Source organism: Vibrio sp. 10N.222.49.A3 (assembly GCF_041475145.1).
GTDB classification, from domain to species: Bacteria; Pseudomonadota; Gammaproteobacteria; order Enterobacterales; family Vibrionaceae; genus Vibrio; species Vibrio tasmaniensis_A.
In genome coordinates this window covers 19,411-32,665 of the sequence record NZ_JBFRVM010000056.1, presented here as the reverse complement: position 1 = coordinate 32,665, position 13,255 = coordinate 19,411, and the positions used below count along the sequence as shown (strand labels likewise).

The 13,255-nt window shown below is 45.3% G+C and carries 11 protein-coding genes; 7 read left to right on the top strand and 4 right to left on the bottom strand.

The genetic code is table 11. The features are described 5' to 3' along the window. Positions 1–114: 114 nt before the first annotated feature. The 4 genes from hslR to AB4589_RS11745 all read left to right on the top strand — a co-directional run bounded on the left by hslR (position 115) and on the right by AB4589_RS11745 (position 5,500). The gene (hslR, locus tag AB4589_RS11760; protein WP_371707173.1) at positions 115–501 is read left to right on the top strand and encodes a ribosome-associated heat shock protein Hsp15; all 387 of its coding nucleotides are present in this window, start codon (positions 115–117) and stop codon (positions 499–501) included. Between the two features lie 18 nt (positions 502–519). Further along, positions 520–1,413: an Hsp33 family molecular chaperone HslO gene (gene hslO / locus AB4589_RS11755; RefSeq protein WP_009848029.1), complete on the top strand. Its 894-nt coding sequence runs from the start codon at positions 520–522 to the stop codon at positions 1,411–1,413. Between the two features lie 337 nt (positions 1,414–1,750). Next, positions 1,751–3,376 (top strand): phosphoenolpyruvate carboxykinase (ATP), encoded by a 1,626-nt coding sequence (gene pckA, locus AB4589_RS11750; protein WP_372100556.1) that lies wholly within the window; start codon positions 1,751–1,753, stop codon positions 3,374–3,376. Positions 3,377–3,529: 153 nt separating this feature from the next. Beyond that, positions 3,530–5,500 carry an AsmA family protein gene (locus AB4589_RS11745; RefSeq protein ID WP_372100554.1) on the top strand — a complete coding sequence of 657 codons (1,971 nt, stop codon included), beginning with the start codon at positions 3,530–3,532 and terminating at the stop codon, positions 5,498–5,500. 39 nt (positions 5,501–5,539) lie between these two features. On the opposite strand, the gene AB4589_RS11740 is transcribed toward AB4589_RS11745, so the two are convergent. The 3 genes from AB4589_RS11740 to AB4589_RS11730 are packed head-to-tail and all read right to left on the bottom strand — an operon-like array spanning position 5,540 to position 7,839. Then, entirely contained in the window at positions 5,540–6,475 is a 936-nt protein-coding gene (locus AB4589_RS11740) for a YiiD C-terminal domain-containing protein (RefSeq protein WP_372100552.1), read from the bottom strand. 16 nt (positions 6,476–6,491) lie between these two features. Beyond that, positions 6,492–6,926 (bottom strand): D-aminoacyl-tRNA deacylase, encoded by a 435-nt coding sequence (gene dtd / locus AB4589_RS11735; protein ID WP_004735590.1) that lies wholly within the window; start codon positions 6,924–6,926, stop codon positions 6,492–6,494. Beyond that, on the bottom strand, positions 6,898–7,839 hold the full coding sequence (locus tag AB4589_RS11730; RefSeq protein ID WP_372100550.1) for a virulence factor BrkB family protein: 942 nt from the start codon (positions 7,837–7,839) through the stop codon (positions 6,898–6,900). The genes dtd and AB4589_RS11730 overlap by 29 nt, the downstream gene beginning before the upstream one ends. A 205-nt stretch (positions 7,840–8,044) precedes the next feature. Between AB4589_RS11730 and AB4589_RS11725 the strand changes: the two genes are divergently transcribed. Continuing rightward, positions 8,045–8,686 (top strand): DUF2959 domain-containing protein, encoded by a 642-nt coding sequence (locus tag AB4589_RS11725; RefSeq protein WP_017099256.1) that lies wholly within the window; start codon positions 8,045–8,047, stop codon positions 8,684–8,686. 20 nt (positions 8,687–8,706) lie between these two features. Further along, positions 8,707–9,237 (top strand): AAA family ATPase, encoded by a 531-nt coding sequence (locus AB4589_RS11720; protein ID WP_372100549.1) that lies wholly within the window; start codon positions 8,707–8,709, stop codon positions 9,235–9,237. A gap of 192 nt (positions 9,238–9,429) precedes the next feature. Here the strand turns inward: AB4589_RS11720 and typA are convergent, their stop codons facing one another. Further along, positions 9,430–11,262 (bottom strand): translational GTPase TypA, encoded by a 1,833-nt coding sequence (gene typA / locus AB4589_RS11715; protein ID WP_009848036.1) that lies wholly within the window; start codon positions 11,260–11,262, stop codon positions 9,430–9,432. Positions 11,263–11,825: 563 nt separating this feature from the next. Here typA and glnA point away from each other — a divergent pair. Next, positions 11,826–13,235 carry a glutamate--ammonia ligase gene (glnA, locus tag AB4589_RS11710; RefSeq protein ID WP_009848037.1) on the top strand — a complete coding sequence of 470 codons (1,410 nt, stop codon included), beginning with the start codon at positions 11,826–11,828 and terminating at the stop codon, positions 13,233–13,235. Positions 13,236–13,255 lie beyond the last annotated feature (20 nt).

The window sequence follows — 13,255 nt, the reverse complement described above, 5'->3', positions numbered from 1 at the left end:
CCGCCTCCACTTTAAGCTTCTACTTAATGTGATAAGCATCATCAAAAACATGTTGCGCACTGTTCATTACAGTTAAACCGCATTCATTTCTCACTTAATAAGGCACAGCCCTATATGAAAACTGCTAATGAAGCTGTCAGACTCGATAAATGGTTGTGGGCAGCTCGTTTTTACAAAACCCGGTCTATTGCTCGCAACATGGTCGATGGTGGCAAAGTCCACTATAATGGTCAGCGCAGCAAGCCAAGTAAAATTGTCGAACTTGGAGCAGTGATTACCCTGCGCCAAGGTAATGAAGAAAAGACGGTGACAATCGAGAAAATCTCGGCCCATCGTGGTGGAGCTCCTATAGCTCAAACCCTCTATGAAGAAACCACCGAGAGCTTGGCAAAGAGAGAAGAGTTTGCAACACAACGTAAACTGAACGCTCATAGCCCAGCACCAGAACGTCGCCCAGATAAAAAGCAACGTCGTGACATCATCAAGTTCAAGACTCAATAAGCTAGAAGGAATAGCCAAATGGCCAACCCAATGTCTACAAGTAATGTTTTAAATCGCTACCTATTTGAAGACCTATCAGTTCGTGGTGAATTGGTACAGATGGACGAAGCGTACCAACAGATTATTTCTAGCAAGGAATACCCAGCGCCAGTACAAAAGCTGTTGGGTGAGCTACTGGTTTCAACGACGCTACTAACAGCGACTCTAAAGTTTGAAGGCTCTATCACGATGCAACTGCAAGGTGATGGCCCTGTATCTCTCGCTGTTATTAATGGCGATAACGATCAGAAGATCCGTGGCGTTGCTCGCTTTGATGGTGACATTGCCGACGACGCTGGCCTGCACGATCTAATAGGTAAAGGTCACCTAGTGATCACTATCGATCCTAAGAAAGGTGAGCGTTACCAAGGTATCGTTGGTCTTGAAGGTGACACTTTAGCTGAAGTCCTTGAAGGTTACTTCGCAAACTCTGAACAGCTAAAGACACGTCTATGGTTGCGCACGGGCGAGCATGAAGGTAAAGCACACGCTGCTGGTATGTTGCTACAAGTGATGCCAGACGGCACCGGTACGCCAGACGACTTCGAGCACCTAGAGCAGCTAACTGACACAGTTAAAAATGAAGAGCTATTCACTCTAGAAGCAAACGAACTGCTTTACCGTTTGTACAACCAAGAGAAAGTACAACTGTTCACACCACAACCGGTTGAATTCTTCTGTGGTTGTTCACGTGACCGAAGCGGTGCCGCTATCATTACTGTCGCTCAAGAAGAGATCTACGACATTCTTAGCACGGAAGGTAGCGTTGCTCTACACTGCGATTACTGTGGCACAAACTACTCGTTCGACAAGAATGATGTTGACGCTCTGTATGCAGAAGCAGCAGATAAAGGCAGCAATACGGTTCATTAATTTACGGCGTACCAAAAACACGTAATTTACCCCAAAAAGGTCAGCACAACGCTGGCCTTTTTTGTGATCAAAATATCGCAAACTCCGTAACATCTCGTAATAAAATCACCTCTTAATTTTAATCAATTAATAATGTTCTCTCCTCTAGCGCAAAGGTTTGCGTACAGGATAGACTAGTCAGGCCAATATGTGATGAGGCGCTTAAAACCCCATGGTTAATATGGATATTTTTTGAGCTATATCCCTGTTTCCCCCGAGCCTCGTTGCTAGCATGGTGAGCAGATAACAATAAAAAATTAATACAAAATCCCTACAAAATATCCTACAAGGAGCACCTATGACCGTTATGGAACATACTAAGGCTGCACAAATTGATCTAACTAAGCACGGACTGACTGGCGTTACTGAAGTTCTTCGTAACCCTAGCTACGAGCAGTTATTCGTTGAAGAGACACTGCCAGGTTTGGAAGGCTACGAAAAAGGCGTAGTAACGGAACTAGGCTCTGTTGCGGTTGACACTGGTATCTTTACTGGCCGCTCACCAAAAGATAAGTACATTGTTAAAGATGACACCACGCACGATACCATGTGGTGGTCAGATCAAGGCAAAAACGACAACAAACCGATTACAACTGAAGTATGGGATGAGCTTAAAGAGCTTGTGACAACTCAGCTATCTGGCAAGCGCCTGTTTGTCATCGACGGTTACTGTGGTGCTAACCCTGATACGCGCTTAAGTGTACGTATTATTACTGAAGTAGCGTGGCAAGCGCACTTCGTTAAGAACATGTTCATTCGTCCAACAGACGAAGAGCTAGCAACGTTCGAACCTGATTTCGTGGTAATGAACGGTGCTAAAACAACTAACCCTAACTGGGAAAAGCAGGGGCTAAACTCTGAAAACTTCGTTGCTTTCAACCTAACAGAGCGCGTTCAAATCATCGGTGGTACTTGGTACGGCGGTGAAATGAAGAAAGGCATGTTCGCAATGATGAACTACTTACTTCCTCTGCAAGGCATTGCTTCAATGCACTGTAGTGCTAACGTCGGTGAAGAAGGCGATGTAGCGATTTTCTTCGGCCTATCAGGTACCGGTAAAACAACCCTATCAACCGATCCTAAGCGTGAGCTAATCGGTGATGATGAGCACGGTTGGGATGACGATGGTATCTTCAACTTCGAAGGTGGTTGTTACGCCAAGACCATTCGCCTATCTAAAGAAGCAGAACCTGAAATCTACAATGCTATCCGTCGCGATGCGCTACTAGAAAACGTAACGGTTCGTGGCGATGGTTCTATCGATTTTGATGACGGCTCAAAAACCGAGAACACTCGTGTTTCTTACCCGATTCACCATATCGACAACATCGTTAAGCCAGTATCAAAAGCCGGTCACGCTCAAAAGGTTATCTTCCTGACTGCTGATGCATTTGGTGTGTTACCACCTGTTTCTAAACTGACTCCAGAGCAAACGAAGTACCACTTCCTATCTGGCTTCACTGCGAAACTAGCAGGTACAGAGCGTGGTATTACTGAACCAACACCAACGTTCTCTGCGGCATTTGGTGCAGCATTCCTAACTCTTCACCCAACTCAGTACGCTGAAGTACTTGTGAAGCGTATGGAAGCGGCGGGCGCTGAAGCTTACCTAGTGAACACAGGTTGGAATGGCACAGGCAAACGTATCTCAATCCAAGATACTCGTGGCATCATCGACGCTATCCTAGATGGCTCAATCGACAACGCTGAGACTAAGGTTATCCCTATGTTTAACCTAGAAGTACCACTAGCGTTGCACGATGTTGACCCAGCGATTCTTGATCCACGTGACACGTACACTGACCCACTACAATGGGAAAGCAAAGCGAAAGATCTAGCAGAGCGTTTCATCAACAACTTTGATAAGTACACAGACAACGCTGAAGGTAAGTCACTGGTTGCGGCTGGCCCTCAACTGGACTAACCCAACATCTGCTCGGGCCAAGCTAAAAGCGAACGCCCAATTTAAAGTGATATTTTTGTAGCAAGCCCCTCTTTTGAGGGGCTTTTTTGTTGCTGCTTGTCCCTTTTTGTTCCACTCTGTTTTGAGACGATTGAAATTTAAGGCTTTCAGGGAATGAAAAAGGTATTCATGGTGTTCGGCATTGCGTTGGCTATCGCCGTTGCAACTATCGCAGCATTGCTATTAAGCCTGCAAACCCAATACCGCGCGGATGTTACTAACTTTTTTATCAAACATGCGATTGAACAACCTGTGCTCATTGAAGATGTTGAGTACCAGGCGCCTTATCACATCACCTTAATGGGCATTACCCAAAGCCAACCTGAAAAACAAACACCGCTGTATATCGACAAGGTTGACCTTTGGTTCAGCTCAGACTCTATTCTTGAAACTAAGCTGGTTTTGGACTCAGTATTGATCAGCGGACTGCAGTTAGAAGCCGACGACCTAGAAACGCTCGCCTCTTTATTTACCCAGCCAAGCATTAAGATCCACCAGCTGGCCATCAACAATCTCGACTTTTCAACCCCAGACTTTAACGCGCGAGGCATCGATCTTCAGATCTCCGACCCAACGTGGAACAACGACAACTCACTTCTACCTTATGGAAAAACCCAACTTTCTGCTTCACAGCTGTATTGGCAAGGCGAAGCGTTCGATAACCTGTTGATTGACCTAGATCTTAAACCAAGTGATAGCACCCTGTATGGCGCTTCGTTTGACTGGCGTGGTGCCAAAATTTCTGGTCAAGCAGAGCAGTATCAGCAAGATTGGTCGTTGGTGAATGTGACCGTCGATGGCTTACGACTCAATCAGAAACAGACCCAAAGCCTACTAAGCAAAGAGTGGGATGTGGCAGGTATTCAGATCAATCACATCAATAGCTTAGATATTCTGCGTACCGATGTAGAGTGGCAAGACGGCCACCTCGCAGCTTTTGATGCCTCACTAGAAAATATCCAACTGCCTTTTGAGCTGTGGAAGCAACAGAAAGCCATTTTCTCTCTGCAAGCAGAGGGAGTGACCATTGATGAAGACATGTTCATCGAGCCAAGTATCAAGCTCAATTTAGATCCGAACCAGATTCTGATTGAAGACTTCTATACTCAATTCCTACAGGGCACTGTTCAACTTAATGGCAAAGTAACCCCTAACAGCATTCAATTAGCACAGCTCGACCTGCAAGGTATAAAGTGGATTACGGAAAGCCAAGATAGGCCTCTACCCGCCACTCGCTTGATACCTTGGCTCACGCAGCTCCAGAATGTCGAAATCAGCCGAATTAACATAGAACGCAGCCAACTTATCCAACTCGCACAAAAGCCTTACTGGCAGGTCTCAGGATTACATGTCGAGGGGCATCAAGTTCAACTGCTGCAAGATAGAAAACTGGGCCTGTGGCAAGGGAAGTTGATGGCGAGCGCCAATGATGCCAGCTACCAAAATATTCTCAGCGCACAGCCTGTGGTTGAGATGAATAGCGAGCAAGGGAAATGGACGCTGACACGTCTGTTTGCGCCACTCAGGAATGGCTACATTGAAGCCAATGCAACGCTCGATTTTAACCAAATCAGTAAGCCATGGAGCTTAGAGATCTCTGCCGATGGATTACCGATAGCACCCATGTTACAGCAACTTAAACTACCGCTCGACGCAACCGGTTATGGCGAATTTGAACTTCAAGCTGCGGGTTTATACGGCGATTCATTAATGCTCGGCTATTCCACAACAGGTCAACTCACTGGTAGCGTTCGCCAAGGTGTGATGACCTTTAATGATAAGCTTTCTGAAACATCGACTGATAACGTATTTGAAATCCCAGAGCTCAATGCGAATTTTGACCGTGGACGCTTCACACTTGAACCAGTGCACATTATTGGTGCATCGGCAGCAGAGCAAAGCGAACAAAGGATTCAAACGTTAAATGGCGAAATGTCTGGGGAGCTCGACTTGCTAAAAGCAGAGCAACACACTCTCTCTATTTCACTATCCGACCCATGCCACCAAATATCAGGAAAGCTCACCCAAGCTGAATATTCCGAGATTAACGACTGCCAACAAAAAAGCGCCACTCCACAAGAGTAGCGCCTTCTATCTGTATCTTTATCTGCTAGCCATTGTCAGCTATATGCTTACGTTGGATTCTATTGATAATCTCTTTTTGTAGTCAGGTATCAGCATATAGGTTCCTGTAAACTCAACCGCCTCCACGTCGCCACTGTTAATGGTCACGTGAATGATGATACGAGCTTTTCTGCCAGACGCGAGGCGATCTAAATCGCCACTGATCCCATCCAATGACGTGGATGCCACTGGATTTTGCTCAACTGGATGACGATAACGAATATTACTATCTGCTAGTACGATATCACCAGTCAACCCACGCTCCTTCATTAGTAGCCAAGTCATACCCCAACCGGTTAAGGTCGCCAAGGTAAAGGCTGAGCCAGCAAACATGGTGTTATGAGGGTTAAGGTTTGGATTCAACTGAGCACTACACTCGAACTGATAACCCGTGTATTGGTTAATCTTGATGCCCATCTTGTCACTGATCGGGATCTGATGCTCCCAGCGCTGTTGAAGCTCATTACACCATTCTGGTTTGCGCAGTACATCAGCCATCGGATCAAGAGGTTTTACCATCTGTTGGTGACGCACAGGCCCGCGTTGGTCGTTAATCTCACCACGACGCTCAAACTCATTCTTCTCATAGAATGAGATCGCATCTTCACGAGCATTACACACCAAACGCTTCGCCCCTTCTTGGCGTGCCAGTGACTCTAGCGCAACCAAGATAAGTGAGCCCATGCCTTTGCTTTGGCGAGAGTTCTTCACCGCCATATAGCGAATCTGCCCCTCTAGATCTGGGGTGATATAGAGACGACCAATCGCCATCGGGCGACCTCGACCATCAACAATCATGCGATGGTGACTCATTGGGTCATATTCATCGCGCTCTGAACCGACCGGCATTCGCCAAGGTTCGCGGAGCATTTGCCAGCGAAAATGGTAATACTTGTTCAGTTGATTTTCGGTGGTCGGGGTTATGAGTTTAAACATGCTTATTCCTTTAAGCCTAAACCTGCAGCCAGAATGTCACTGGGCCATCATTAACCAAAGACACTTTCATGTCGGCTGCGAATCGGCCACGTTCCGTTGGCAACACTGATTCACATTGGTCAGAGAAGTAGTTGTAAAGACGCTCTGCATCTTCTGGGTGAGCACCGCGAGAAAATCCAGCTCGTGTCCCTTTCTTGGTGTCAGCTGGCAAAGTGAATTGAGACACCACTAATACCTTACCTTCTACCTGCTTCACGTTAAGGTTCATTTTATCGTCTTCATCTCCAAAGACACGATAAGTGGTCACTCGTTCCATCAAACGTTTGGCTTTGGCTTCGTCATCACCTTTTTCTACACCTAACAGAACTAATAAGCCTTGCTCAATCTCACCCACTACTTCGCCATCAACACGGACGGCAGCTTCACTTACTCTCTGGATCAGTGCTATCACTGTTGTTTCCTTGCTCTGTAATTTTGTCTTTATCCGACGAGTGTACCATTTCTTGAGAGTCACTCCACTGTTCCTGCTCGCCCAACGCGGCCGTCACTTCAGCACCCACTAACACAATCAACCAGCACAAATAGACCCAAACAAAAAGAATGGGAATCGCCGCTAATGCGCCATAAATCAACTGGTAAGACGGAAACTGAGTAATGTAAGCTGCAAAGCCTTTCTTGCTGAGTTCGAACAACAGAGCCGCCACTAGAGAGCCAGCTGCCGCCTGAGAAAAGTGAATCTTTTTGTTGGGAACCAACAGATACAGACCGAAAAACGCAAAGAATGAGGTAATCAAAGGGAGCTTGCGAATCACTGTATTAAAAGCACTCGACACGACTTCGTTTTGTAACAAGTTTAATGATGTCACATACGACGTTGCAGCAATGCTCGCTCCGATCAAAATAGGCCCAAGTGTTAGCACCATCCAATACATCGAAAAAGACAACACAGCACGTCGCTTTTCCGTTACTCGCCAGATGTAGTTTAGGTTTTTATCAATATTGGAGATCAGCATCAGAGCGGCAATGAATAAGAACACACTGCCCACCGCCGTCATCTTGCCGGTATTAGCAACAAACTCCAGTAAAGCACCATGCACCGCGTCCCCGGAAGCGGGAACAAAGTTGGTAATAACGAAGTTTTGAATCACTAAACCAACATCAGCAAAAACTGAAAATGACGACAAAATAGAGAGCAAAACCGTCAACATCGGTACGATCGAGAGCAAAGTAATGTACGCCAAGTACCCCGCATTCACATTAACTCTATCGTGCGTCATCCGCGTAAGAAGATAGCGGGAAAACTGGATGCTTCCTGTAGCTGCCTTTTTTATCTTCAACTTGTAACTCCCTGGTAACTCGTTCATAGTCCTAATTAATATTCCGTTATATTAATCACAGTAAGTAAATGTTCAAAAATAGCGTAGGAAAAAGGCTTGAGAACAAGGCAGAGTTTTGTGATAAGTAGTTATTCTACAATCAAAAACTCTAACGCCGTTATCGAGCATTTTAACAAGCTAGGTTGAGCAGTTATTTACTACGATTGATATTATTTAACTATAGGAAACTAGGATGCCTTATTTAATAGTTATAGTCCTCTCTATTTTTACTCTTACTGGATGCCAATCAGCTTATTACTCCGCAATGGAGCAAGTGGGTTACCACAAGCGTGACATTATGGTCGACAGAGTGGAAGACGCTAAAGAGTCGCAACAGGACGCTCAGGAAGAGTTTACTAGCGCACTTGAAGCTTTGAGTAGCCTGACTAATTTTAGTGGCGGCGACCTTGAAGACATGTACAACAAGATTAATGATAAATACCAAGACAGTGAGAAAGCCGCACAAAATGTCAGTGACCGAATTGCTGCGATTGAAGATGTGTCGGATGCGCTATTTGCAGAGTGGCAGGGAGAGTTGGACCTTTACACCAGCGATTCACTGCGTCGTTCAAGTGAGAAAAAGCTGCGTGAAACCAAATCATCTTACCAGACCATGCTGTCAGCGATGAAACGGGCTGAGAAGAAAATGGATCCGGTACTCAACACTCTTCGCGACAACACGCTTTATCTCAAACACAACCTCAATGCGAGTGCCGTTGGTTCATTGCAGGGAGAGTTTATGAGCTTAGAAAAAGACATCGCCTACGCGATAGAACAGATGAATGCGGCGATAGCAGAATCGGATAAGTTCTTGGCTCAACTGAACCAGAAGTAGCACTACAGAGAAACAACAGCATGCAGCCTATCATTATTACTGGCGGCCCCGGAGCCGGAAAAACAACTCTGATTAATGCCTTGGGTGACATAGGTTACCCAACCTTCGCAGAATCCTCTCGCCAATTGATAGAACAACAGAGCCAACTTGAGAACGGTATCTTACCTTGGTTAGACCTACCGGGCTTTGCTCGCTTGTGTTTAGACGTGATGAGCGAGCAAAAAGAGCAAGCGAAGCAGCACCAAATTGCTTTTCTTGACCGTGCGACTCCAGATATCTGTGGTTACTTAGCTCAGGCTAATCTTGAGATTGATGCGAACTACCGAGAAGCGAGCCAAGGCTACCACTCACAAGTCTTGTTCTGTCGTCCTGAGGCATCGATTTACGTACAAGATGATGTGAGACCTTATCCGTTTGAGGAAGCGTTAGACATTCACCACGCGCTAGTCAGAGTCTATCAAGAGCTTGGCTATGAGGTTGTCGAGGTGCCATTTATATCAGTCGATGAGCGGCTTCAATTCGTTGAGCGTTACTTAGGTATCAAAAGCTAGATCCCCAACTCGGTCGTCCCTCCCTCTTGAGGATGACGAATACTTAAACGCCTTTCGTATCTCGCATCTCGTTTACCCGTATCAACTCTAACACCACATAAAACAAAAGCCCCGAGCAGCTAGGCTACTCGGGGCTTTCTTATTTATTCTAAAACCTATTGCTTGAATAGCTAGAAGCTAGTCATCTGGCGATTAAGCCTTAGCTGGACGTGCTGCACGCTTACGTTCGTTTTCAGTAAGAAGCTTCTTACGGATACGTACGTTTAGTGGCGTTACTTCTACTAGTTCATCTTCATCGATAAACTCAAGAGCTTGCTCTAGAGTGTGCTTGATCGGTGGAGAAAGAACTTGTGCTTCATCAGTACCAGATGCACGAACGTTCGTTAGTTGCTTACCTTTCAGACAGTTTACTGTCAGGTCGTTTGAACGGTTGTGAATACCGATTACTTGACCTTCATAAACTTCATCAGCGTGCTCTGTAAATAGACGACCACGAGCTTGAAGGAAGAACAATGCGTAAGTCAGTGCTTTACCAGTCGCGTTCGAGATTAGAACACCGTTGTTACGTTGACCAATGATACCGCCTTTGTAAGGACCGTAGTGATCGAACGAGTGGTAAATAAGACCAGAACCAGACGTCATTGTAAGGAATTCAGTTTGGAAACCGATAAGACCACGAGAAGGCATCATGAAGTCCATGCGAACACGGCCTTTACCATCTGGTGCCATATCTGTTAGCTCACCCTTACGTAGACCGATGCTTTCCATGATCGCACCTTGGTGCTCTTCAACTACATCGATAGTAACCGTTTCGAACGGTTCCATTTTCTGACCATCTTCTTCTTTGATGATTACTTCTGGACGAGATACTGCTAGCTCGAAACCTTCACGACGCATGTTTTCGATCAGGATAGAAAGGTGAAGTTCACCACGGCCTGATACGCGGAAACGGTCTGGACTTTCAGTTTCTTCAACACGTAGTGCAACGTTATGAACCAATTCTTTTTCAAGACGCTCAAGGATGTTACGTGAAGTTACAAACTTACCTTCTTTACCCGCGAACGGAGAAGTGTTTACTTGGAAAGTCATTGTTACTGTTGGTTCATCAACAGATAGAGGTTCCATTGCTTCAACAGTGTTTACGTCACAGATAGTGTCTGAAATTTTCAGCTCACCAAGACCTGTGATTGCAATGATGTCGCCAGCGTTAGCCTGTTCTACTTCGTGACGCTCAAGGCCTAGGTAACCAAGTACAGTACCTACTTTACCGTTACGTTTTTTGCCTTCAGCATTCACGATAGTTACTTGTTGGTTTGGCTTAACCGAACCACGAGTAACACGAGCAACACCGATAACACCTACGTAAGAGCTGTAATCAAGTTGCGAAATTTGCATTTGTAGTGGACCGTCAAGGTCAACTGCTGGCGCTTCTACTGTATCAACAACAGCTTGGAACAATGGTTCCATGTTCTCGCCAGTTTCGCCTTCAGTCATTGTTGCCCAACCGTTTAGAGCTGAAGCGTAAACAACGGTGAAGTCTAGTTGCTCATCTGTAGCACCTAGGTTGTCGAAAAGGTCGAATACTTGATCCATAACCCAATCAGGACGAGCGCCTGGGCGGTCAATCTTGTTGATTACAACGATTGGCTTAAGACCGTGTGCGAATGCTTTTTGCGTTACGAAACGAGTTTGAGGCATTGGGCCATCAACTGCGTCAACGATAAGCAGAACAGAATCAACCATAGACATGATACGCTCAACTTCACCACCGAAGTCCGCGTGTCCCGGAGTATCTACGATGTTGATGCGGTAATCATTCCAGTTGATTGCTGTGTTCTTAGCAAGGATTGTAATGCCACGCTCTTTTTCGATGTCATTCGAATCCATGACACGCTCTTCAGCTTCACCACGAGACTCAAGAGTGCCTGACTGTTGTAGTAGTTTATCAACCAAAGTCGTTTTACCGTGGTCAACGTGCGCGATGATCGCGATATTTCTTAACTTATCAATCTGTGGAGTAGACATGGATTCTCGATTCACTCATAAAAGTAGCCGTCACTTATCTCAAAAGTTTGGATAATAACCGCTAGCTTGATTTAAAAAACGGTCAATAATATACCAGATTCTAGACAAAAACCCAGAAATATGTGATCTGAACCAAGGCTTTTTTCTTTATTAGCGATTCATATCCGCTTAACTTTGGTTCCGTACAGTGTCTAGTCGACTAATTCGTAGGGTTATCGAAAAGTATCACCCGCTAAGTGGGCAACCAAATCTCCGGTAAAATAACAAAAGTGGATTGACAACTTAGACAATTCATTGCTGAATGGTGTTCGCTTATGTCTCATATTGGTGCACAGATAAATAATTGCACCAATATCGTGCAATCAAAGATCATTTTGGTGCAAAAGTCAGAGTTCGCAAATCAAGAAAAAAAGTAAATCATTGAAATTAATGGAATAATTTTTTTGGCACGTTTTTGGCTATAGATAAATCAGCATCGATTAATGCACGTATAGACATTAATCAATGCTGGTTTCAACCGAATCGAGCTAATACCGAATTAATAACACTGGAGGTTATCCAAGATGTCAGTAGAAAATGTACTATCCCTGATCCAAGAGAACGAAGTTAAATTTATCGACTTACGTTTTACTGATACAAAAGGTAAAGAGCAGCACATCTCTATTCCTTCTCACCAAGTTGATGCAGACTTCTTCGAAGAAGGCAAAATGTTTGACGGCTCTTCAGTAGCTGGTTGGAAAGGCATTAATGAATCTGACATGGTAATGATGCCAGACGCAGCTTCTGCTGTACTGGACCCATTCACAGAAGATGCAACGCTAAACATCCGTTGTGACATCCTTGAGCCTGCAACAATGCAAGGCTACGACCGTGACCCACGCTCTATCGCTAAACGTTCTGAAGAATACCTACGTTCTACGGGTATCGCAGACACAGTTCTAGTGGGTCCAGAGCCAGAATTCTTCCTATTCGATGACGTTAAGTTCTCAAACGACATGTCTGGTTCTTTCTTCAAAATTGATGATGTAGAAGCAGCTTGGAACACAGGTTCTGACATCGAAGGCGGTAACAAAGGTCACCGTCCTGGCGTTAAAGGCGGTTACTTCCCAGTAGCTCCTGTCGATTCATCTCAAGATATCCGTTCAGCAATGTGTCTAGTAATGGAAGAGATGGGCCTAGTTGTTGAAGCTCACCACCACGAAGTTGCAACTGCGGGTCAAAACGAAATCGCAACTCGCTTCAACACGCTAACAACAAAAGCGGATGAGACTCAAATCTACAAGTACGTTGTACACAACGTTGCGCACGCATTTGGCAAAACAGCGACATTCATGCCTAAGCCACTAGTTGGTGACAACGGTTCTGGCATGCACGTTCACATGTCATTGAACAAAGATGGACAAAACTTGTTTGCTGGTGATAAGTACGGCGGCCTATCTGAAATGGCGCTTTACTACATCGGTGGTGTAATCAAGCACGCTCGTGCAATCAACGCATTTGCTAACCCATCAACGAACTCATACAAGCGTCTTGTACCTGGTTTCGAAGCACCTGTAATGCTTGCTTACTCAGCACGTAACCGTTCTGCTTCTATCCGTATCCCAGTAGTACCAAGCCCGAAAGCACGTCGTATCGAGCTACGTTTTGGTGACCCAGCAGCTAACCCATACCTATGCTACTCAGCAATGCTTATGGCTGGCCTTGACGGTATTAAGAACAAGATCCACCCTGGCGAAGCTATGGATAAAGATCTATACGACCTTCCTGCAGAAGAAGCAGCTGAAATCCCAACAGTTGCAGAATCTCTACAAGGTGCTCTAGCAGCACTTAACGAAGACCGTGAGTTCCTAACTGCTGGTGGCGTATTCTCTGACGACTTCATCGATTCTTACATCACACTGAAATCTGACGACGTACAGCGCGTGAACATGGCTACACACCCACTTGAGTTTGAACTGTACTACTCAGTTTAATCCTTAGTCGGTTAGCATGT